General features: G+C 66.1%; 12 protein-coding genes and 1 pseudogene. 6 read left to right on the forward strand and 7 right to left on the reverse strand.

The annotated features are described in order from the left end of the window. Nucleotides 1–436: 436 nt before the first annotated feature. The 5 genes from D7318_RS32515 to D7318_RS28975 all read right to left on the reverse strand — a co-directional run bounded on the left by D7318_RS32515 (nt 437) and on the right by D7318_RS28975 (nt 11,492). A complete protein-coding gene (locus D7318_RS32515; RefSeq protein ID WP_147437862.1) occupies nt 437–1,192 on the reverse strand; it encodes an HNH endonuclease in 756 nt (251 codons plus the stop codon). A 92-nt stretch (nt 1,193–1,284) separates the two neighbouring features. Then, complete coding sequence (locus tag D7318_RS28960; RefSeq protein WP_120700210.1) at nt 1,285–2,832, reverse strand: AAA family ATPase; 1,548 nt, start codon at nt 2,830–2,832, stop codon at nt 1,285–1,287. Between the two features lie 126 nt (nt 2,833–2,958). After that, on the reverse strand, nt 2,959–8,406 hold the full coding sequence (locus D7318_RS28965; protein ID WP_147437864.1) for a DEAD/DEAH box helicase: 5,448 nt from the start codon (nt 8,404–8,406) through the stop codon (nt 2,959–2,961). A gap of 23 nt (nt 8,407–8,429) precedes the next feature. Then, nucleotides 8,430–9,410 (reverse strand): hypothetical protein, encoded by a 981-nt coding sequence (locus D7318_RS28970; RefSeq protein ID WP_120700212.1) that lies wholly within the window; start codon nt 9,408–9,410, stop codon nt 8,430–8,432. Beyond that, a complete protein-coding gene (locus D7318_RS28975; RefSeq protein ID WP_147437866.1) occupies nt 9,411–11,492 on the reverse strand; it encodes a hypothetical protein in 2,082 nt (693 codons plus the stop codon). A gap of 236 nt (nt 11,493–11,728) precedes the next feature. Here D7318_RS28975 and D7318_RS28980 point away from each other — a divergent pair, with 236 nt between their 5' ends. Further along, a complete protein-coding gene (locus D7318_RS28980; protein ID WP_183091660.1) occupies nt 11,729–12,922 on the forward strand; it encodes a DNA cytosine methyltransferase in 1,194 nt (397 codons plus the stop codon). A gap of 106 nt (nt 12,923–13,028) precedes the next feature. On the opposite strand, the gene D7318_RS28985 is transcribed toward D7318_RS28980, so the two are convergent. Both D7318_RS28985 and D7318_RS28990 read right to left on the reverse strand, forming a co-directional pair. Beyond that, entirely contained in the window at nt 13,029–13,568 is a 540-nt protein-coding gene (locus tag D7318_RS28985) for a GNAT family N-acetyltransferase (RefSeq protein WP_183091659.1), read from the reverse strand. Continuing rightward, nucleotides 13,565–14,848: an XRE family transcriptional regulator gene (locus D7318_RS28990; protein ID WP_120700215.1), complete on the reverse strand. Its 1,284-nt coding sequence runs from the start codon at nt 14,846–14,848 to the stop codon at nt 13,565–13,567. The genes D7318_RS28985 and D7318_RS28990 overlap by 4 nt, the downstream gene beginning before the upstream one ends. A gap of 233 nt (nt 14,849–15,081) precedes the next feature. Between D7318_RS28990 and D7318_RS35070 the strand changes: the two are divergent. The 5 genes and pseudogenes from D7318_RS35070 to fxlM form a co-directional block, all read left to right on the forward strand. Further along, nucleotides 15,082–15,192, forward strand: a pseudogene (locus D7318_RS35070) (ATP-binding protein); the annotation flags it as partial. 73 nt (nt 15,193–15,265) lie between these two features. Continuing rightward, complete coding sequence (locus tag D7318_RS29000; protein WP_120700216.1) at nt 15,266–15,445, forward strand: FxLD family lanthipeptide; 180 nt, start codon at nt 15,266–15,268, stop codon at nt 15,443–15,445. Nucleotides 15,446–15,530: 85 nt separating this feature from the next. Beyond that, complete coding sequence (locus D7318_RS29005) at nt 15,531–18,602, forward strand: lantibiotic dehydratase (protein ID WP_120700217.1); 3,072 nt, start codon at nt 15,531–15,533, stop codon at nt 18,600–18,602. Then, a complete protein-coding gene (locus tag D7318_RS29010; protein WP_120700250.1) occupies nt 18,599–19,861 on the forward strand; it encodes a lanthionine synthetase C family protein in 1,263 nt (420 codons plus the stop codon). Before D7318_RS29005 ends, D7318_RS29010 begins: the two co-directional genes overlap by 4 nt. Before the next feature lie 26 nt (nt 19,862–19,887). Next, nucleotides 19,888–21,969 carry a methyltransferase, FxLD system gene (fxlM, locus tag D7318_RS29015; RefSeq protein ID WP_120700218.1) on the forward strand — a complete coding sequence of 694 codons (2,082 nt, stop codon included), beginning with the start codon at nt 19,888–19,890 and terminating at the stop codon, nt 21,967–21,969. Nucleotides 21,970–22,033 lie beyond the last annotated feature (64 nt).

Below are 22,033 nucleotides of genomic sequence, written 5' to 3' on the forward strand. Positions count from 1 at the left end.
CGGGCAGTGGAACCCGGCGCCCACCCGACGCGACAACCGGGTCACCAGCCTGCCCGCCATCAGCTCCGGAAAGCACGAGGTCCACCGACTCCGTCGGCGGACCCTCGCGAAAGATCAAGGCTAGCGAGGGAGTAGCGAACATAAAGTGCGTGGGCAAACGAACCTCGGCGTCCGGCGGGAATTTCGATTCCAACTCATCATCTCGTTGGCCTGCAGCCTCATCTGCTGGAGAAACCTGCAGAAGAGCCAGTCACGATCCTGTTACGAGCTCTCAGTAACACAATGAGTCGAGTTATTGGTGGGCTATGAGGAGGCCAATTTTCGGAAGGAATCATGGACGTCTGCGCGTCTCTCCTAACGGACGCGGAGGCGTTTGAAGCCACGGAGTCAGATGAAGGAGTTTCCATTCTCGGGACGCCGGCCAGATTTGACGCCGTCAGTTCATCGGCGTTGCGAGTAGCTTCCGATATCCGCCGCTACAGAATTCTGCATTTCTGGATAGGGCGCGATAAAGTGCCGCCTTCCAGTGATTTATACCCTTCCTCTCCGCCCCCCGGGCCAAGGCGCCAAGAGTCGACCAGAGTCCTGAATCACCAAAGGAGTCATATGTTTCATCGTATAGATCAATTTGATCCGTCAGCTCGGCCACGGCCTCCATCTGATAGAAATCGAAAAGGCCAAGTATCTTGAATTGCTTTTTGACCCTCTCGAAGGTGAAGTTGTCAATCTCATCGGAGGGATGCAAAGAATATCTGATTGAGACGACGTTGTCGACATTCACTTCCGCGAATAATATTTCGATGTCCGGAAATTCGTCGAAGTATGCATGAAACATGAGCAGCCCGTCTACCGTGTCGCACTCATCTCCTTTTAGTCGATTGCATCTTTCGCAAACGGGGATAAGGTTGTCGGCTAGGATTGAATATTCCGGGAAGTGATTCTTTGGAAGGAAGTGGTCGAGGGCGCAGACCTGGGCTCTTTCGCATAGCGGGCACCGAGAGTTGCGGGACAGGGCTGTCCGGAAGATCGAGTTTCTGAGATCTTCCAGGGGGCGACCCCTGTCCAGAAGCGCATAATTTCCCAGAAGGATTTTAGTGAGAACATCCGAACCGTGGGCAAGCGACGTAAACCGGCGAATATCTCGTAGCACGTCCTCGTAGTTGCCATAGGCGTCGATGATTCCCGTGCGCACTCCCATGAGGACACGTCGAGAGGACGGTCGTCTCCGGCTCACAGCGAGATCAAGATCGGCCAAGCGGTCTCTGTCCGGGCGGGGGAGCCGAATCATCTACCCGGCCGATCGCGACTGATGCTCGCCAGGTAAGAAATGGACTGTGCGCTCATCTCGCCGTCGAACAGTTCCATGATCTCATCCAGGTGCAAACTCTCCTGCATGGATCGGAGGGTTGAGTGATAGTCGGTCGCGCTGCTGTCCAAGTTGAATACGTGGCGTGTGAGCAGTCCTACATTTTCTGCGAAAGTCTCGATCTCCGGAGTGGCGACGAGTGTGAGACCTCCGAATCGCTGCAGGACCCTGACGTAACGTCTGGGGACTTCCTGGAGGAGGACCGGGGAGTGCGTTGCCATCACGGCGTAGGAGTTGAACTGATCCAGGGATATGTTGATGCTCTTGAGCAGGGCAGCCAAGAGTGGAGGGTGCAGGTGGGATTCGGGTTCGTCGATGAGAACCAGTGATCCAGGCTCCAGGTGGGCCACAAGCTGCACAACAATGTTGAGCACGAGTTTGTGTCCGGTGCTGAGGCCAGAAAAGGAATCCCGCCACGAATCGCTGTCGAAGGCGAAGGTGTCGGACAACTCGACCCGTTTAAACGAGGGTTCTCGGCTCAGCGGAGAAAGGACTGCTGCCAGTCTCAGTTTACGCTCGGGCGTACTAGCCCTAACGAGGGCGGACATGATGTCAGCTTGGATTTCCTCGGCACCTTTCAGTGCCCCGGTGCGCGGTGCGTCGGGACCAAGACTGCGATCGTATCTCCGAAGGCCGCAATAGGTATATCCGGAGACCTCGCCGCTGGATTCCAGCCGATCCTCTTCTTGTCGGTTCTTCCCCGGCAGGTCGAACGTGTCGAAAGCGCTGTATGAAATGGCTATGACCGAGGAGAATCGTGGCGCACCGGCTCCTTCGGGGAATTCTCCGTACCGCCGGATGAAGCCCTCGTCAGCTCGGTCGGTGAGGTCTGCATGCGCGGTGTTGGCTAGGTTGGCGAGGAGCTGCGTTTTTCCGCATCCGTTGTAACCCACGACGACGTTGATGCGGCCTGGCAGGGGGTGGCGGTCTGCGAAACCAAAGTGAATGGAGAAGGGATCCCCTCCGACACTCGTTCTGAACGTGAACGCGAGCGCACTGTCCCGTGGGGCTATCGATCCTCCGAACAGGGCTGTGGCATCTCTCAGTGCGAGTTCGGCGTTCCCGTAGCGCAGGAGTGAGGCGGCCATCGCCGGCTCGTTGGCGAACGATTCCCTGAGTGAGGGATCGATAGCGATATCGCGGAGCCCGAACAGAATTCTGTCGCGCAATTCATCTGGAAGTCCGTGCAGCGCTTCATAGTAGGAAAATGCTTGCCCGAGTGAGCAGTAGCTGTCATCGAGCTGGACGAAACTTTCGGGGATCTCGGTGGGGCCGCCGCGCTGCCCTCTTTTTATGATCTTGACGGATCCCAAGTCGATGGACGCCTCTGTTTGGGAAGGATACAGATAAGCGTCGAACATGGTTTCGAATCCGAAATCATCCCAGTAGTCGCGCCGGAGGACGAGTGCCGGAAGACTGGACGGCACGGTGAAGCCCGCGCTGCGAGGCACTACAAGAAAATGCATCAGTATACTCCAGACGTATGTCCACCAGAACCGATAGGAGCGAACTGCTAGGTGTGCGAGCCCGGGAGAGTCGGTGGTATTTGGCAGGACCCAGGAAAAAGGGGGCCCTGCCAGCTACTCGACCGTTCAGTCGAATAGGCTCTGTAGTCTCGACTCGATCCAGCCGGGCCGCCGAAGCAGCTCGAACGTATCGACCGCGACGACCGCGCGCTGTGGCGGTTCGCTGTCCAGGACCGGGTTCTCGAACGACTCGAACACCTCGAAGCCTTCTGCCTCCAGTGAGGCCAGTGCTCGGGCCACACGCTTCGAGCGGGCGGGACCGGTCCAGGACTCAAGAGGATGAGTGATGAGGACAGCGAGATCATCATGCTGGATGTCTTTCAGGACTGGCAGGCCGTGGGAGGAATCGGCCTTCCAGTGCGAGAAGCTTCTGGCGAACTGCTCGACGCGCTCGAACGCATAGACCTCCTCAGCGGCGAAGTCCGGGGTCCCCCCATCGAGCAGTTCGACCATCTGCGTGGCCAGGCGCCAATCCAGCAGCGGGTGGTAGGCGCTATTGCTGTAGTCCCGCAGGCAGTCGTAGCAGGACGAGTCGCACGGCGCGGCTACCAAGCTGCCGGAGCGGTGGCGGGTGAGATCGGCAGCGACCTCATGCGCGGCGAGCAGGAATTCGGCAGGGCGCTTCCCCAGCCAGGTCGAATATCCGGCACCGTTCTCCAAAGTGTCCGAGAGGAAGACCTTTGCCTGGACACTTCCTTCCTCTTCTCCCCGGACGGGGTACAGACCCGCCGAGAGTTCTCTTCCGTCGATGTCCAGCAGCCTGACGGCAGCGAGTTTGAAAACGGTGCCGAGTGAAAGCCAGGCAGCCCTTGCGGCCATGCGTCTCGGGTCAAGAGCCAGATCGGTGGGTTGCTCGCGGAGGCCGACCAAGAGAACGTCGGTCATTTTCACCGAGGCCAGTGCCAGCTTCTCCTCGTTGCTGACCGAAGGCTGGGTGGGCAGACCTAGATCTCTCGCGCGGTCGGCATCGGCCAGGAGTTTCGTGTCCAGCAGACCGTCGTGTCCCTTGACTTTGCCGAACTGGTATCCCTCGCCAGTTCCTGCGTTGACCACCACAATGCGTCCCTCGCCACTCCTGAATTCAGCGGCCTGCGTGCAGCGTGGGACGAGCGCTGATGTCGTGTCGAGGGTGAGGCGCGCGGAGAACGCGCGTGGTGTGAACTCAAAGGTTCCGTCGTAATCCTGAGCCGTGTAGCTGGTACGAAATCCGAGAGGCTGACACGACGGGAGCTGCCGGTAGTCGCCGGTTTCTCCTGTGGTGGCCTCACACACAGGACACGAATGCTCGGATTCACGGAGATTGACGGAGAGGCACTTGGCGCAGATTCCCACCGTGAGACGATCACTGTCCGGAGCCTTGCCGGGCAGCCACTGCCCGCCCGCAGGCTCGTAGGTCACGAGGCCGACTGCTGTGTGCAATGCCTTGTCCTTGACCACTTCACCGCCGGGCGCCCACTCCGAGATGGCGATGTCGATGTCCCGGTCGATGACGTCGGTGAGTTCCGGTCCGTGCGGCCTCTGATGATGCAGGTTGCGGACCCGGGTGGGGAATCCAAACATGGGGAGCACTCCGCGCTCCGCGAGCGATTGGCTGAGTGGACCCGCGTCCGGCGCGTTCGTCGCCACTTCCTCGATCTCGGAGTAGAGGCGGGAAGTGGCCCAGGAGACCAGGTCATCCACCGAAGGCGCGCCAGGAGACGCCCCTTGTAGGAGAACCTGGCCCGCGTGTCTCTTAGCGATGTCGTTCCCGGCCAGCCAGGCGCGGACGTCATCCCGTACCAGTGGCCATCCGCTGACGGTCCCGAAGGGCCCGTGGACATTGCGTCCCGAATCCCAGCCGGACGTTCCCTCGACGGACCGGAAGGCGAGAGTCAGCAGGCTAGCGGCATAGCAGCGGCGCAGGATCTCCAGGCGATCGAGATCCACGTATGGGCTCGGCGAGGGGTCGCCGGTGATGCGATAGGGGTGCTGGAAGTAGTGGTCGTCATGGGTCCTGGTGCCACGGCAGAGCGTCAGGGCGATGGAGAGGTGATCGAGTCGGCGGCCAGCCCGGCCCACACGCTGCTGGTAGTTGAAGCGCTGTGGTGGCATGTTCGCCATTACCACCGCGCGGAGTGCGCCGATGTCGACGCCGGCTTCCATCGTGGTGGTGACGCTGAGTAGGTCGATCTCATCGACCAACTCGATCTCCTTCCCGCTCAGAAAGACCGATTGGAAGAGAGCTTGCCGGGCTTGCGCGTCATCGTTGTCGGTCTGGCCCGTCAGCTCTTCGCAGTGGAGCCTGAAGGGGATCCCGGCCTCGCGGGCCAGGAAAGTGTAGTAGTCGTCCAGGGTGACGGAATCCGGGTCGAGGGGTTGGGCAACGAGAAGTGAGCTGAGGCAGAAGGCACAGACGCCCGCGGAGCCGTGCAGGTGCCTTCTGGTGCAGCGTTCACAGCGCCATTCTGTCCCGCCGGCCAGGACGATCCTGATCTTCTGCCCTTCGATCCGGGGCTCCGCGTCGCTCAGACCGAGTGCATTCTTCACCTCCTGGACCAGCGCGTCGGGGAATACCTCGTGACGTTGTGCGACGGCGTTGATGTATTTCCTCGCTGCCGTGTGCAGATTCGCCGGCGGCTCAGGCCGCTGCTCCTGGAACTGGCGGCGCACACCCAGCAGCCTCAGCGTGGACAGGCACGCCTGGCGGAAGACCTCGTCATCGAGCAGCCGGCTCTTGAAGGCGACGTCCTGAGCGGCATGGCCAATGCCGAGCGACTCCAAGTCGCGGCCGCCTCCCGCAAAGACCGCCTGCTGGACCTGTGCCTGCACTGTCCGGTGGATTTCGGAACTCAGGACGCGCAGATCGTTGGTGAGGGAAGCATCGGGCCGTTGGACGGGGCCGCCACTGGTCCAATCGTAGAGATTGGTCCAGCTCCGTGACTCGGTGCTTGCGCTCAGCGAAAACGAGGGTCCACCCGGATGCACGCCGTATGTGACTGCTTGCGTGCTGACTCCGTTGCCGAGTTCGACAAGCGTCGGGCCCTTCTGCTGGGCTCGGTAGTCCGCCAGTACGCGTTCGTGCTCGGGGGTGAGGTTGTCATGAGCGATGGCGACCACTGCTGCGACCAGTTCGGGTGAACCAGTCGCAGCGAGCTGGGCTAGCGCGGCTTGGCCTGCCTGGTTCCCCTTGAAGGACTCTGCCGCTAGGGCCACGAGATCCTGCGGATGGTCGAGGGCGGCGATCACGAGCTGCCTGACCAAGTCCTGATAGTGCGATCGCTCCAAGCCGGCGGAGATGCGGGCGGCGTCCTGTCGGCTGTCCGAGAAGACGACGATCTTCGTCTGCAGCTGTCTCTTGAGGGCATCGGTCAGGACCTGGTTGGACTTCTCAAAACCTGTACCCATGGTGCGGATGGGGGACCGGGACCGTGACGGGTCCTCGAACTGGCGGACGTTCTTGAAGATCTCCTTGTCTTCCCCGCAGCAGGGACAGACTGTAGGAAAGGCGCGGACCTTCCCGAGGTGGCCCTGCGGTTGGCTCTGTGCCACAAGCAGGTATCCGTTGTTCTCCTTGTCCGGGTAGCTTCCAACCTTGCCACTCACGGGATCCAGCACGGCCGGAACAAAGGTGAACGTGTATTCCGGCCGATTCTTTGCCCCCGGTCGGCCACCCTTATGTTTGTGCGGCGATACGTCGAGATCGGAGCGTTCTCCCGCAGTGGGCAGGAATATGCTGTACACATCGGCGGTGCGATCGAAGCGCGCTTTGTCCGGGAGGGATTCGAGATCGGTTGCGGTGGAGACCAGGTAGCGCCTGGTAGGATCGTGGCCGATGATCGGAGAATTGAATCCGCCGAGGAACACCTCTCCGCACGTGTCGCAGTACAGCAATTCCAGGACGCGAGCGCCGCATTCACAGGCATACCTGGGCCTGCTGTAGAGCTTTCCGACCAGGCGTTCCGCCGGCGACTCTGCGGTGCATGGTTGGACCTCCGAGCAGTTGCGATCCGCGCACGCCCACATGCCGGTGACGTTCCGGAAGAACAGGTGGAGCCGGAATCGCGAGCCGGCATCCGCCTCCCCGTCGAGGCACGAGATGAGTGCGTCGGTAGCGGCCAGCGCCTTGTCAGGTGCGAGGCCAGGAAAGAGCTTGGCGGACACGTCGGTCAGCGGCTTCGCTCGAGGGGAGTGGTCCTCGTCGCTCGCTCTGAACGCGGCCTGGAGCGCCGCATGCCGGTCAGGGAGTGGCGGCAGGGCACCTGTTCCTTGGCCGACGGTGTCTGCCCAGGGCATGAGATCGGTCCTGCCCTTAGTCCAGACGCGTTCACCGACCAGCACGGAGAAGCGGTCGGCTGACCGTCCGAAGAAGTCACTCAGAAACTTCCGGTCCACCGGGTTTTCCGGATTCATGGAGGCGGAGGTGGCGATCACGGACAGTTGGTCGGAATCGGTGGACAACCCGAGCCGGTCGATAAGCTTGCGTAGGAGGTAGGCGACCTCAGTGCCCTGAGTGCCCCTGTACATGTGGAGTTCGTCCACGACCAGGCTGAAGACGTGGTCCTTGGAACTCTTCAGCCAGTCACGGGTCCGATCGAAGATGGGATCCTCGTCTCGGCGCGTGAGCATGATGTTGAGCATGCTGTAGTTGGTGATGAGGATGTCCGGCGGAGCGACCTGCATGTCCCAGCGAGAACGCATCTCGGCTCCGAAGGGGCGCTGGAGGAAGTAGCGGGCGTCCTCGTCCTCCACAAGGCCGTCCGCGATGCGCTGCTCCAGCTGGCGGCTTCGGTCCTCCATCGAGGACAGAGTCCTGCGCAATTCCTTCATTTTGGAGGAGTTCGGCTTGGAAGCTAGCTCCAGCGGGCCGGCAACCGGGGTACGGCCGATGTAGCGTCCGAAGTGGAAGCGGTTGCCGTCACGGTGCCTGTCGAACCAGTCGCGTACGTTCGGCGCGTCCAGGCTGCGTCGCAACCTGATCAGCTGGTCCTCCACCAGCGCGTTCATTGGATAGAGGAACATGGCGCGCATGGCCGAGGGGCGACCGCTTCCGTGGCGCTGCGCCTGCCAGTGCTGTGACGTGCGCCACCAAGGCTGCTCGGCACCCTGGGGCCCTGCCGGTGCCCACTGACGGGATTCATTGGTCAGTCTGGCTAGCACCGGGACGAGGAAGGCTTCGGTCTTTCCGGAACCGGTTCCGGACGTCACCACGATGTCCCGTCCGTGGTTGTTTGCCCTCAGCGCCTCCGCCTGGTGGGTGTAGAGCCTGGGGATTCCCCGGAGCAGACCGGCTCCTAGAAGTCCGGCGAACTCCGGAAGTCCTATTTCCGCCGTCAGCTCTTCCAGGGTCTGGGCTGACTGCACGTATTGAGGCAAAAGCTCCAGATACGGCTCCTGAAAGAGGACCCCGGGAGTGCGGAGTAGCTCTCTGAGTTCCTCGCCCACCGAAGAGTCGCGAAGGGAGTAGGCGGTGTCGTAGTACCGCTGGAAGTACTCGGCAAGTTGGCCGTGGACGGCCGACGGGGAGATGCCAGACATCAAGATCCTCACGGGGTCCGGACTTAGGGGACGAACTGAAGTTCCTGGTATAGGGATTCGGTCAATTTTGTGGCGAATGCCTCGTCAATGTTCACGTATCTGACGTAGCTCTTGTGCTCAGGGATTGACTGCCGGTCTGGCGCTGTCTGCGGGTCGAGTGCGGTTAGTTGCGGCAGCAGCCCGCTGCGCAGCACGGCGGCGCGGGCGTGGAGATGCGGTAGCTGCATGCGTTTCGGGGCGTAAAGTTCCCGCCGCAGCGGGCTGTACCGCAGCACCCAGCGTTCTGCGCGCGCGAGTTCCGCGTATACCACCGTGCGTTTGTCGGCGATGAAGCCGCTCTTGCCGATCCAGTAGATATAGCGATGGGTGTTGTAGCGCTGATATCGGTAGGCGCCGTGGAGAGGTGGTTCGCCGTGGCCTTCGACATCTGTCCAGATGTCACTTCCCCCCTCGGACATCTTCTGAGGCTCGAGGCCGCCGGGCCCCCGCTGTACGCCACGCTCGGTGAGCATTTCTTGGAAGCGGGGAAGACGCAGAACGAGTTGATCCGCGGCACGGTCCTCGAAGGCGATGCCGAGTACCTCGCAGAGAGCGCGGCATTCCTCAGGATCCGTTAGTGTCACCATCCGCACCGACGGGCCGTCGTCCTGCCGATGTGGCGGAAGTGACACCACGGACTGCGCGAGGGCGGCAATGTCAGGGTCGGGGTCTTCATGCAGCCGTTCCAGCCGCTGTATGAGCCAGAGCGGCCTTTGCCCCACGAGGAGCGCGTGGCCTCCGGAATTGGGCAAGGTGGTGAGGACCGGTGGCGTCACACTCCAGATCCGGGCTTCCCAGTCCACTTCGACATGGCCGAGAACCTGCAGGTTGTACAGCGCGATGCGCCAGTCCAGCGTGGAACTCTCCTGCTTGCCCTTCCTCAGCCATGTGTACGTGTCGCGGAAGGCATCGAAGCTCCCGGCGCCACGTTCGGAGCACCACAGGAGCAGCTCGTCGTGCACCATTCACTTCCCTGCCGTGTAGTCGGTCCAGTCTTGTGCACAAGCTACTGCGGTGGTGGTGATGTTTCCCGAGGTCAGCCTGCGCCAGTCGGCTCGGCTGAGAATTGTCCAGCTCCCTGAAGGCGCGCCATACAGGCCAGACGAGCCGGTTTTGACGATCGGGGCCCGCCAGGCCCTGGCGTTCTGGGAACTGGTCACCTGAAGCAGCCATAGAGCTTGGAAAGGCAGAGCAACGAGCAGCGGTTCGATGTCGATCGCGTGAGGCACGTGGTCCATGGTGGCGATCCAGGCTGGCGCTTCGGGAACGAGCTGGGCAGCGAGACGATTCCTGCCCAGGGCGTAGATCGAGCCGCCGAGGCGCAGGAGGCTCGTCGAGGGAAGCGGGTCGCGGTGATAGCTTCCGAAGAACGAGCCGGACAAATGACCAGGCGGCAGCCAGGGGGCGGGCGTCGACGGGCTTGCCGAGTTCGGGATCCTGCTGGGGATGGTGGCCAGCTTGTCGCTCCTCGGAGGTAGTGCTAGTAGTGGCAGGGCAACGCTCTCCCGGTAGCGCTCGACCAGGGTGAAGGTGAGCTTGCGATTCCCGACCTCGATCTCGTGCTCGCCGACGGACTGCACTCGATCCGCTAGCCGGATCGTGATCGTGTCTGTGGAGACAGGGGAAACCGGCGGCAACGGCACCCCGTCGATGGTGACGGTGCGCGGATGGTCATCGGGGGTCGCCGGCAGAACAAGGTCGGGTGCGTACCCGAGGAGGTAGGTCTGTTTGCCGCCATCGATGCGGAGGCCGCCGGACAGGCGGGCCAACTGCTGGTGCAGTGGGGCCAGCGGGCCGACGACGCCTCGGGCCGCCGCGGTTCGGGTCGGTGTGTAGCCGCTGAACAACGTCCAGCCGGGCGGCACCTGAACTCTGCGGGGCTGACGTACGGGGTCTGACCCACAGGCAAGCATCACCGCCTCGGCCTGCGCTGCGAAGGCAGTCCTCACCAATACCCGATGGGGCACCCCGATTTCCGCCGTATTGACGGACGTCCACTTCCCGACCAGGTCGTTGGCCTGGAGGACGTAGAGGTCGCGAGCGGGGAGCATCAGTGTGGCGGTGTCGACGGCCAGTTCGAGTGCCGATCCGGGAGTGAGTTTCTGGTCCGGAGGCATAAGAGGTAACCATTCCGCGCCTGGGGGTACCCTGATGACGTCGCCGTTCAGGCTGAGCGATTCGAGACGGAGGTGGGAGGGGATGTGGGCTGCAATGCCGTACGGGAAGCCGCCGGCATCGGTCGTGAGAGACAAGGGCACACACGGCAAGCCAGCGGCGTTTCTCGGGAGCCCGTCGTAGTGGGTGAGCTCCTGCTGCAGGATGCTCGCCAGGATCGGTCGCAACTCCGGCGATGCCAGAGCGCGCTGGATTCGCGGGCTGGGCCGGTTGAGCCGTACCCATTCCTGGAACCGGGCGAGGAGTTCCGCTTCGGGGACCGAATCCCCCGGCTGCGCTCCGATCGCTGACAGGAACAGCCCGACTTGCGCGCGGTCCGATCCGACCAGAACGGCTTGGGACAGGGACCAGCCGATGTTGACCTGGGTCGGATGGGGAATAGCGGAGGGCAGGCCGCGGCGGCCCTGTTCATGGTCGGTCAACCACCACTTCAGGTGATCCCACAGGGTGGGGACGATCACGTCGTAGCCGTCCGGCATGCCGGAGCCTTCGTACAGCCCGAGCAGCTCGCGGAGCGGGCCGTAGTACGAAAACCTGCCGACTGCAGTGTTGTCGGAGCGGTTCATCCTGGAGGCTGCGAGCACTGTTGCTGCGAGGAGTGCGATGAAGGGCGGGTTGCCCGCAGCCCCGTGTCGGCGCCAGCGGCGAGCACGGGAGGCGATGCCTTCGAAGGGGTCGCGCCCGAAGACCCGGCTCCTGATGGCAGTTTGGAAGTTCTCGGCTGCAGTCGGGAGCGTTGTGGCAGTCTGGGTGTGACTGGTCAGCAGTTCGGTGAGCAGGGCATCGTCTACCGACAAGTACACAGGCGCTGCTGCTTCACAGAGGGGGAAGAAGTGTTCCGTGAGAACTCTGTTCCAGCTGTCATAGTCCATGGGCAACCCCCTCGTCTGCGTAGGAAGACGTTAGCCCATCGGTGGGACACTGGTCGCTTTTCGAACATATGTCGGATATTCTTGGGTGTCTGTGCCCGCTTAACTGCCCAACTGCCTTGACAGCCGCGGTTTTCTCCGGTGAGCTCCCTCTGTCAAGACATTGAGCAAAACTACTTCGGGGAGTGCCTCCGTTGACCGCCGCACGATCGTCAGCGCGAACCCGGCCCATAGGGAAGGTGCTCTCTCTGTTCACAGGAGCGGGTGGCCTTGACGTGGGTCTGGAGAGGGCTGGGCTGGCTACCGTCGCCTGCATGGAAGTTGACGCTGACGCCAGGGCCGTGCTCGCAGCCAATCGGCCGGGATGGGCCATGCTTGGCAACGGTGACGTCAACACTGCTGCCCAGTACCTTACCCCCCGAGCGCTAGGGATGAAGCGCGGGGAACTCGACCTCATTGCGGGGGGGCCGCCTTGTCAGCCGTTTTCAAAGGCTGCGCAGTGGGCTTCGACTGCCCGCAGCGGCATGGAAGACGACCGAGCCAAGTGTGTGCATGGGATGCTCGACCTGCTTGAGAGTTTCCTCCCGAGGGCATTGCTCGTCGAGAACGTTGAGGGGTTCCTGAGAGGGAAGGGGAATGCCTCCGAGGTCATTGACGAGGGGCTCGCGGGTATCAACGATCGGCATGGCACTTCCTACAGGATGGTGGCCAAGGTCGTTGATGCAGCTGACTACGGGGTGCCTCAGCGTCGACGTCGGGCTATCGGCATTGCGTATCGGGACGGTGCAGAGGTTCACCTGCCGGAGGCGACCCACGCAGGCAACCCGATGCGGGCCTGGGACGTGCTTTGGGATCTTGAGGAGGATGAGAAGCCTGTTGCTACGGGGCAATGGGCAGCGCTACTGCCCTCCATCCCAGAAGGTGGTAACTATCTCCATCTCACGGCCCGTGGCAACGGTGAGGAACTCTTCGGCTGGCGAACCCGGTACTGGTCGTTCCTGTTGAAGCTGGCCAAGGATCGACCGTCCTGGACTCTGCCGGCTTCTCCCGGGCCGAGCACCGGGCCGTTTCACTGGGAAAATCGTCCCCTTTCTGTACGTGAGCAAATGCGCTTGCAGACCTTCCCTGATGAATGGCGCATCGATCAGCCGTTCCGCGCCGGTCGGCGGATGGTGGGTAACGCGACTCCCCCGCTACTTGCAGAGGTGCTGGGGCGGACAATTGTGAGAGACCTTGAATTGGGCGGGGCGTCAGCCAGGTCTCGCCTGTTGGCGGGAGCGCCTTCTTTGCTTCCCGTGCGTCAGCTGAGGGTCCCGCGTGCCGTCGCGCCTGTCCCGATCCCTGAGGCGTACCAACCGCACGTGGGTACCAAGGAGGCTCATCCAGGCGAGGGGGTTGGACCTTCGCCCCGACGGTTGGCGACGAGAGGCTGACTGGCCCTGCCCTTTTTCTGTGGAATTTGTTGCTGGGCGAGCCTGCGGCCGAAGGGGAGCGTCTGCGCCGCTGGCCCCGGAAGGCGGACTGTGGCGGCCCGGGGTTTTAGTGGCTGGGCCGGATCATCACCGTAAGGACCGGCGAGGCGGGGGACGGCTGGCTGTGGCCGATGTCCTCGTAGCCCCATGACCGGTAGAGCTGGTGGACCTTCCCGTCGCCAGCCACCGGGTTGACCATGAGGGTGACGAACGGCTCGTCGCGGGTGGCGAGGAGGGCATCGTGGATGCGGCGCGCGGTGCCGGTCTTGCGCCAGGACGGGCTGACGCCGATCTCCTTCAGGGCTACGGCCGGGTGTTCGGTGTACTTCGTCGGCGGCGTCGGGTTGGTGCGCTGCCAGTAGCGGTCGCCGTGCTCGATGGTGTTGCCGTAGGCGTAGCCGACCGGTTGCCCGTCCGCGTAGGCGACGACGGCCGTGAAGCCCGGCTCGATGCCGTGCCGGTCGAGGCGCTCACCGAACGCCGTGACCGCGTAGTTCGGCAGGTGGAGCAGAGGGGCGCGCACCTCGGCATACACGTCAAGAAGATCCCCGCGGACGGGGTCGAGGGTGGTGAAGGTGCGCAGTTCGATGGCGGGTGCCGTGGTCATGCGGCCATCCTCCAGGTGGCGGCGTGCTCGGTCCAGGTCTGGGCGGTGGTGCTGCCAGGCGCCTTGGCCCGGAGCGCGGCGCCGAACTCCTGGAGCATCCGCGACACTCGGGCGTGCCGGGTGGCTGCGTCGGAGGGAACGTTGATCGCGGTCGCCGTGGCGGCGTCCGCGTCGCCCTGGGCGAGTTGGGCATGGGCGAGCCGGGTTGTGGCGATGGCCCGGGAGCGGACCATGTGCGGGCGGAGGGCCGACAGGCAGCGGTGCGCGTGGTATTCGGCGACCGGGTAGTCGCCGAGCGCCAGGTGCGCGCAGAGGGCCAGGGAGTCCAACTCGGCCTGGTCGTAGAAGGCGAGCAACCACACCGGCCGGTGGTCGGCGGGATCGGCTCGCAGCATGGCTTCCTGGGCCTGGCCGAAGGCACGGCGGGCGCCGGTGCGGTCCTGCGCCGTGCCGTGGATGGCGCCCTGCCGTGCCAGGCCGAGGGAGGCGAACAGGGGATCGCGACGGGTGAGGTGGAGGTTGCGGGCCACGTCGTTGGCGGCGATGGCGTCGGCCGGACGGCCCATGTGCCGGTACATGGTGCCCGCGTGGCTCCAGATGCGGAACTTGATCGCCTGGTCGCCGGACATCTCGGCGAGGGCTTGTGCCTCGCGCATGTGTCCCTTGGCGATGTCGTAGCGCCGGCCGTCGATGGCGGCCCACATCGCCGAGGAACGGAAGGCCGCCGCGGAGGCGTAGATGCTGCTGCGCACGCGTTGGGTGGCGCTCCCCGCGTTCTGGAGGTTGAGCGCCTCGTCGGCGAGCGCGGCGGCCCGCTGCTCGATGCCGAGTTGCCCACCGTGCCGGTGGTCGCTGGCGATGATCTCGGCGAAACGCTGGTTCAGGCGATTGACGTCGCTCATGCCGATGCGGCGCGAAGCGGTGCCGGGGGCTGCTGCCGCGGCAGCGGCAGCGGCGATGCCGCCGACGAGGCTTCGACGCTTCATGTCGGAGTCCTCCTGCTGCGGTACGGCCGAGGCGGTCGTCGCTCGCCGCGTCCGTGGCACGAACCCTAAGGCGACGGCGGGCAGGCCGCTGACATCCTCAAGTGCCTTACGGGTGACCGACTTCGGCCATGTGACCCGGCCTGCCTTCCAGGCCCGGACCGATGAGCCGTCGAGTCCGCCGGGTCGCCCGGTCAGCCTCTCCATGGCGCTGTTCACCGCGTCGGCAAGGCTGTTGGAGCTGTACCCGTGTTCGGCCATCCACGCCTCAAGGACCGTGTTGCGCGTGGTGTCCATGCCCGCACGGTAGCGCCACCTCGCCCCTGAGAGCGAGGTAAAGAGGAGGTCAAATCACCCTAGCGCCTCCGCTCGGTAAGCGGCCGATCACCCTTACCGGGCGGCGGTGGGAGGGGGTTGTGTGGGTGTCGGCCGCCCGCAACCCGACCGGTCCCGGTGGCTGTTGACGGCTTACCCCGCTGAGGGTCCGCAGGGTGGGCGAAGCACCGAGACCACACGGAGGCTCCATCCCCATGACGAGTCTGAGAACGCCAACCGAGGCCGTCTCCGTCGGCCATCCCGCCCACCACCAGACCTTCCCGTGCGAACCGTCCACCGCCGAGATCGGCCGCGAGCCCGTCCGAGGAGCGAAGCTCCCGGCGACACCTGGTGGGCACGACCGCCCGACAACAACCGCACCACAACGAGGAGTGAGGCATGTCGCTCAGCACCGTAGTTCCCAGCCGCAGTGAGGTAAGCCCGCAGGCCCCGGCGGCGCCGGACGGGTTCGACCTGGACGTTTCTTTCGTCGAGATCGCCGACCCGGCGGGCCTGGTCAACCTGACCGACGACAACTGCGGGTCCACCTGCGGCGCCTGCACCACCAACGTCGCCTGACCGGAACCGCATCCGTGGGTCTGGTGCCGCCGCGTCCCGACGCGGCGGCACCAGCCGCCCGTCCCGTTAACTACGGAGGTCATCGATGGCTGCTCCGCCCGCAACGTTCCGAGCCGGCGCCACCGCCCTCGTGCGCGCCGTGGCCCGGCCTTCGCGGCCGGTGCCCCCATGTCCCGATCTCGACGAACGTTCGCCCGACGGAGTGGCCGCTCAAGCGGCGTGGTTGCGGGAGGTCTGGGCGGACCGGGACCTGGCGGAGGCGCTGCGGCACTCCAGCCCGGTGCTGGCCGACCGGGTACACGCCCTGTGCGTGAACGAGCGCCCTCCCCGGCGGGATGTCCGGCGGGCGGCCTTGTCCGTGGCCCGTTACCTGATGCGGGCCCAGCATCGGGCGACGCCCTTCGGCCTGTTCGCCGGCGTGGCGACTGCGGAGTTCGGTCCACGGGCGCGTGCGGACTGGGGCGAGGAGCACGTGGTCGTCGCCCGTGCGGGGGCCGAGTGGTTGGCTGCCGTGGTCGAGCGGCTGGAGTCGCGCCCGGAGCTTCTGGAATGCCTGCCCGTTGTCGTCAACAGCGCCGTGACCAGCCGGGACGACCGGCTCATTGTCCCCTTCCAGTCCGATGCCCAGGATGACCAGTCTCGTGCTGTCGAGGCGTCGCTGGCCCTGACGCAACCGGTGCGTGCGGTCCTCGCCGCTGCTCACGCACCCATCCGGTTTGGTGCGCTGCGGGACGCACTCCGGGCGGAGTTTCCCGAGGCCGGGCAGGAGAAGGCGAGGGGGCTGCTGCGAGAACTGATCCGAAGGCGGGTGTTGATCACCAGCCTGCACGCGCCGAGCACCGAGACCGATGCGCTCGGATATCTGCTCGGGCAACTCGACGCGGTGAGCGCGGGAGACGTGGTCCAGATCTCCGAACTGCACACTGTCCGGGAGGCCCTGGACACGTGCGGCTCGCCCGGCGGCCGGGAACGGGCAGCGGAGCGGATGCGGGCCATCGTTCCCGGTCTGCGCCGTCATCCCCTGGCGCTGGACCTGCGGGTGGACGCGCGGATCGTCCTGCCGGATGAGGTGGCCAGGGAGATCGAGCGCGCCGTCCTTGTCCTGACCCGAGTGAGCGCTCGACCTTACGGGACCGCCGCGTGGAACGAATACCACCAGCGGTTCTACGAGCGGTACGGGATCGGCACGCTGGTGCCGCTCGCCGAAGTCGTGGCGGACAGTGGTACCGGCTATCCCGACGGCTACCCGGGGACTCCGGCCGGCGCGCGGCGCCCCCGGATCTCCGCGCGGGATGACGTCCTCGTGCGCTTGGCGCAGGCCGCCGCGCTCGACGGAAGGGACGATGTGGTCCTCACCGACGAGGTGATCGAGGCCCTGGACGTCGGCCCCGACGAGCCTCGGCTGCCGCCCCACTTGGAGGTCGGGGTCCGGGTGCACGCGGCCAGCCTGGACGCCTTGCGGCAGGGGCGGTTTCGGTTGGAGGTGGTGAGTGTCACCCGTGGTGCCGGTGTCTCCACGGGCCGGTTCCTCGGCGTGCTGGCTCCGGACGACCGAGAGGCGTTGGCTGCGGAGCTGTCGGACCTCCCGGTCGCGGACGGCGGCACGGTGCCCGCGCAACTGTCCTTCCCCCCGCTGAGCGCCGAGACCGCACATGTCACCCGCGCCCCGCGGGTCCTGCCCACCCTGATCAGCCTCCAAGAGCACCGCGCCCCGGAGGACGCCGTCCTCACTCCGGATGACTTGGCGGTGGGGTGCGACGGCCGCCGCATGTACCTGGCCGCCCCGGAGCGGGGCCACCGCGTCGAAGCCGTCGGGATGAACGCGCTGAACCCGCACACGCACACCCCGCCGTTGGCGCGCTTCCTCAGCGAGCTGTCCCGCGCCCAGTGCGCGCAGGTCACTGTGTTCGACTGGGGCGCCGCCGCGGCGATGCCCTACCTTCCGCGCCTGCGGCATGGGCGGACGGTACTGGCTCCGGCGCGCTGGCGGGTGGAGGCAGCCGAGTGGCCGGACCGTGGCTGCCTTCGGTCCGAGTGGGAGGCGGCGCTCAGCAACTGGAGGGCCCGGTGGCGGCTGCCCCGCCGCGTCCATCTCGTCGAGGGCGACCGGCGCCTGTTCCTCGACCTCGACGAGGCGGGCCACCGGACGCTGCTGCGCCAGCACCTCAACCGTTCGGGACTCGCCGTACTCGTCGAGGCTCCGGAGCCGGAGGCATACGGCTGGTGCGGCGGGCGAGCCCACGAGTTCGTGGTGCCGCTCAAGGCGGCACGCCCGCCGGCGTGGCCGGAGCTGCCCGCCCCCGCCCTCGCACGGAACCTCTCCGCAGCTCAGGTGCAGATGCCCGCCGGATCCTCAGTGCTTCTGGCCGCCCTCTACGGCGATCCTCGGCGGCAGGACGTGCTGCTCGCCCGGCACGTTCCCCGTCTCCTCGAACAACTCGGCGACCCGCCATGGTGGTTCATCCGCTTCCGAGACCCGGCTCAGCATCTCCGCGTTCGCATCGGGCTCCGCGAGCTGGGAGCCTTCACCGACACGGCCCGAACGGTGAGCGCCTGGGCCGACGACCTGCGGGGCGCCGGCTTGTTGGCAGACCTGCGCTACCTCACCTCCTACCGCGAGATGGGCCGTTGGGGTTCCGGCGCCGCCTGGGAGGCGGCCGAAGAGGTGTTCCGGGCGGACTCGCGCGCTGTCCTGGCCCAGCTCACCGAGCCACGACGTCCGGGCCGACGCGCGCTGGTGGCGGCCCACACCGTCGCCATCTCCTCCGCCTTCCTCGGTGGCGTCGAGGCCGGGACGCGGTGGCTGATCGACCACATCCCGCCGGCTGCCCCGGTGCCCGTGCCGCGGGCGGAGTTCACCGAGGTCGTACGGCTCGCCGACCCGTCGGACGACTGGGCGGCGCTGCGCGACGTGCCGGGCGGAGGCACCGTCGCGTCGGGGTGGGCGAGGCGAGACGAGGCGCTCGCCGCGTACCGGAAGCACCTTCCCGGCCCGGACACCCAGGGCATCGTCCTCGACGATGTCCTCACCTCCCTGCTGCACGTCCACTTCGTACGCCACGTCGCCGTGAACTTCCCCGAGGAAGAGGTGTGCCTCCACCTCGCGCGTGCCGCAGCGCTGGCCTGGACCGCACGCACCACCGGGAGGCCGACGTGACCGCCCGCTTCGCGCTCAGCCTGGTCAACGCCGTTGCCTCCCAGCTCGCCGACCCAGGTACGGTCCCGGGCCTGCGGAAACACCGGCAGCATCTCGCCTACGGCCTGCCCGGCATCGCGCTTCTGCACATCGAACGAGCCGCGCGCGGTATGGGGCCGTGGCGGCACGCCCACGAGTGGCTCGCCGCCGCCTCCGGCCAGCCGCTCACCAGTGGCCCCCACAGTCATCCCTTCTACGGGATGCCCGCCTTCGCCCACGCCCTGGCCTGCGCCGCCGATCACCTTCCCGGCTCCTACCGACGCGCCCTGGACACGTTGGACCGGCAGATCGTCGTGGACGTCAGGCGCCGTCTCGATACCGCGCACCGTCGCATCGACGCCGGATCTCTGCCGCAGCTCGCCGAGTTCGACGCCATCCGGGGACTGACCGGATACGGCGCCCATCTTCTGCGCCGGGGCCCCGACGGCCCGACCGAACGCGCGGTTCTCGACTACTGCGTGCGCCTCACCGAACCGATCACCCACAACGACGCGCGCCTGCCGGGCTGGTGGACGCCGACGGGACCTTCCGGCAGACCCGACGACCGATTCCCCGGCGGGCATGCCAACACCGGCATGGCACACGGCATCGGCGGCGTGCTGGCGCTCCTCGCACTCGCCGCACGGAACGGAACCCTCGTCAACGGCCACCATGCGGCGCTGCGCACCATCCTGGCCTGGCTGGACCGCTGGCGGGAATGCACGGGCGGCGCAGCGGCCTGGCCGTACTGGGTCGCCCGGGAAGAGCTGCGCAACGGTCGCCTTGCCCCGTACCGGCCTCGGCGGCCGTCCTGGTGCTATGGCACCGCCGGCCTCGCGCGCGCCCAACAACTCGCCGCCCTCGCCCTCGGCGACACGAACCGCCAGATCGACGCGGAGAACGCGCTCGTGGCCGCCCTCGCCGATCCTGACCAGCTGAGGGCCATGACCGACAGCGGCCTGTGCCACGGCTTCGCCGGTCTCGCTCATGTCGCCGCCCGAGTCGCTGAAGACGCGCACCCCACGACGGTCGGTCAGCTCCGTGCCGCGCTCCAAGTTCCCTTGGCCGCGGTCATTTCGCCGGGCACGGACCCCGAGCACGTGGCGGGCGCGCTCGTTCAAGACGAGAAGCAGGGCCCCGGACTCCTCGACGGCGCGGCCGGCACAGCCCTGGCGCTCCTCGCGCCCACCACCGTCACTCCAGCCAGGTCGGCCTGGGACACCTGCCTGCTCATCGCCTGATCCACCACCGGCCGAAGGAACTCCCCATGCCTCCCCATCGCTGGCAGCAGCACAGCATCACCTTTCGCGACCGCGAGACCGCCCGGCGCGCCGTCGTCGAACGCATCGGTCCCACCCTGGTCGAGGCCGAGGCCGAAGGGCAGCTCACCGGGTGGTGGTTCATGAACAAGCAGCCCTGGCCGCTGCGTTACCGCGCCGACAAGCCGTCACCCGCGGTCGAAGCGCTGCTGGGTGATCTCGTCCGCGACGGCTCGGCCGTGTCCTGCCTGCCCCAGGTCTACGGGCCCGAGGCCGAGGCGTTCGGCGGCTCGGACGGCATGGACGCCGCCCACGCGCTGTTCCACGACGACTCCCGCCATCTGCTCACTTACTCACCAGGACCGAAACGCCTGGGCCAACGGGAGACCGTCGTCCTGCTGGCGAGCGCCATGATGCGCGGCGCCGGGCTCGACTGGTTCGAGCAGGGCGACGTGTGGGCCAAGGTAGTCGCCCTTCGGCCGGCCCTCCATCCCCTACCGCCCGAGCGCCGGGGCGAACTGGCCCCGGCCGTACGGAAGCTCATGTCCGCCGATGCCCGCAGCCTCTGCCGTCCGGACGGCCCGCTCCATGGCCACGAGGGGTGGGTGATCGCCTTCGAAAGCGCCGGGGCCACGCTCGCCGACCTCGCCAGCGGAGGCGTGCTCACCCGGGGCCTGCGCGCCATCCTCGCCCACCATCTGATCTTTCACGCCAACCGCGCTGGTCTCCTCCGGGACGACCAAAACGCGCTGTTCACCATCGCACGAGAGGCAGTCATGGGAACGAGTGAACCCACCGCGTCGCGCACCGAGGCGACACCCAGCGCCGATAGCGTCGGCGCGGTGAAGACCGACACGATCGCCACACCCACGGCGGACGCCGAGCGCCTCCGCAACTCTCTGGTCGACCAGCTCCAGGCGGACGGGCATGCCCGCACTCCCGCCGTCGAGGACGCGTTGCGGAGCGTGCCGCGCCACCTGTTCGTGCCTGACGCCTCACTCGAAGACGCGTACGCCAACGCGCCGGTGCACATCAAGTACGACGCCAACGGCACGTCCATCTCCTGCGCCTCTCAGCCAGGCGTCGTCGCCCTCATGCTGGACCAGCTCGACGCCCAGCCCGGCGAGCACATCCTCGAACTCGGCGCCGGCACCGGCTACAACGCCGGTCTGCTCGCCCATCTGGTCGGCGCGGGCGGACGGGTGACCACCCTCGATGTCGACGACGACCTCGTGGAAGGCGCCCGAGCGCACCTCGCCGCCGCCGGGATCACCAACGTCACAGCCGTGACCCGCGACGGCGCCCTCGGCTTCGCCGAAGGGGCACCATTCGACCGGATCGTCGCCACGGTGGGCGCGCACGGCGTGCCGCACACCTGGTTGGAGCAGCTCGCGCCCGGCGGCCGACTGCTCGTTCCCCAGCGTCTCAAGGGCACGGTGTGCCGCTCGGTCGCCTACGAGCAGCGCGACGGCCGATGGCTGTCCCTCGGCAGCGAGATGAACACCTTCATGCCGCTCCGGCGCGGCATCGCCGACGACGACCGCCGCATCATCCCGCTCAGCGCCGACGGCACCGTCCGGCTCCATGCCCCGGCCGGGCTCAGCCTGGATGCTGACGCCCTCGCCGGTGTCCTGGATCAGCCGCGCGTTGAGGAGTGGACCGGGATGACGGTCCGCGCCATGGAGTCGCCGGAGTGGATGGAGCTGTTCGTCACGTGTTCCCTCCCCTCCGGCCTGATGCGGATGCTGTTCCCGCAAACCGCCAAGGGCGGCCTGCTCACCGATGACCCCTACCCCTCGTCCACCGCCACCGTCGACAAGGGAGCCCTGACCTACCTGGCCAGGCGCCCGTCGGACAGGAAGACACCGGAGGGCGACAAGCTCTGGGAGTTCGGAGTCATCGGCCACGGCCCCGGCAGCGACGCGTTGGCCGCGAGGGTGGCCGACGCCATCCGCACCTGGGACCAGGAATTCCGCAGTCGAGAGGCCACGTTCGAGATCCAGGCCCTGGACGCCCCGGCAATCGAACAGCGCCCCGGTCTCTTCGCCCTCGACACCTTGCTGAACCGGATCGTCGTCGACTGGCAGTGACACCTGAGGTGTAGTGATCGGTGCCCGCCAGCGCCCGGCGGCGGGCACCGTCGCCACAGCAAGC

Origin of the sequence: Streptomyces radicis (assembly GCF_003626575.1) — a bacterium.
GTDB lineage: Bacteria > Actinomycetota > Actinomycetes > Streptomycetales > Streptomycetaceae > Streptomyces > Streptomyces radicis.

Excerpts from the sequence above, each read along its gene's own strand:
- D7318_RS28960 (WP_120700210.1), bottom strand. The coding sequence starts at position 2,832 with ATGCATTTTCTTGTAGTGCCTCGCAGCGCGGGCTTCACCGTGCCGTCC.
- D7318_RS28965 (WP_147437864.1), bottom strand. The coding sequence starts at position 8,406 with ATGTCTGGCATCTCCCCGTCGGCCGTCCACGGCCAACTTGCCGAGTAC.
- D7318_RS28970 (WP_120700212.1), bottom strand. The coding sequence starts at position 9,410 with ATGGTGCACGACGAGCTGCTCCTGTGGTGCTCCGAACGTGGCGCCGGG.
- D7318_RS28975 (WP_147437866.1), bottom strand. The coding sequence starts at position 11,492 with ATGGACTATGACAGCTGGAACAGAGTTCTCACGGAACACTTCTTCCCC.
- D7318_RS28985 (WP_183091659.1), bottom strand. The coding sequence starts at position 13,568 with ATGACCACGGCACCCGCCATCGAACTGCGCACCTTCACCACCCTCGAC.
- D7318_RS28990 (WP_120700215.1), bottom strand. The coding sequence starts at position 14,848 with ATGGACACCACGCGCAACACGGTCCTTGAGGCGTGGATGGCCGAACAC.
- D7318_RS29000 (WP_120700216.1), top strand. The coding sequence starts at position 15,266 with ATGTCGCTCAGCACCGTAGTTCCCAGCCGCAGTGAGGTAAGCCCGCAG.
- D7318_RS29005 (WP_120700217.1), top strand. The coding sequence starts at position 15,531 with ATGGCTGCTCCGCCCGCAACGTTCCGAGCCGGCGCCACCGCCCTCGTG.
- fxlM (WP_120700218.1), top strand. The coding sequence starts at position 19,888 with ATGCCTCCCCATCGCTGGCAGCAGCACAGCATCACCTTTCGCGACCGC.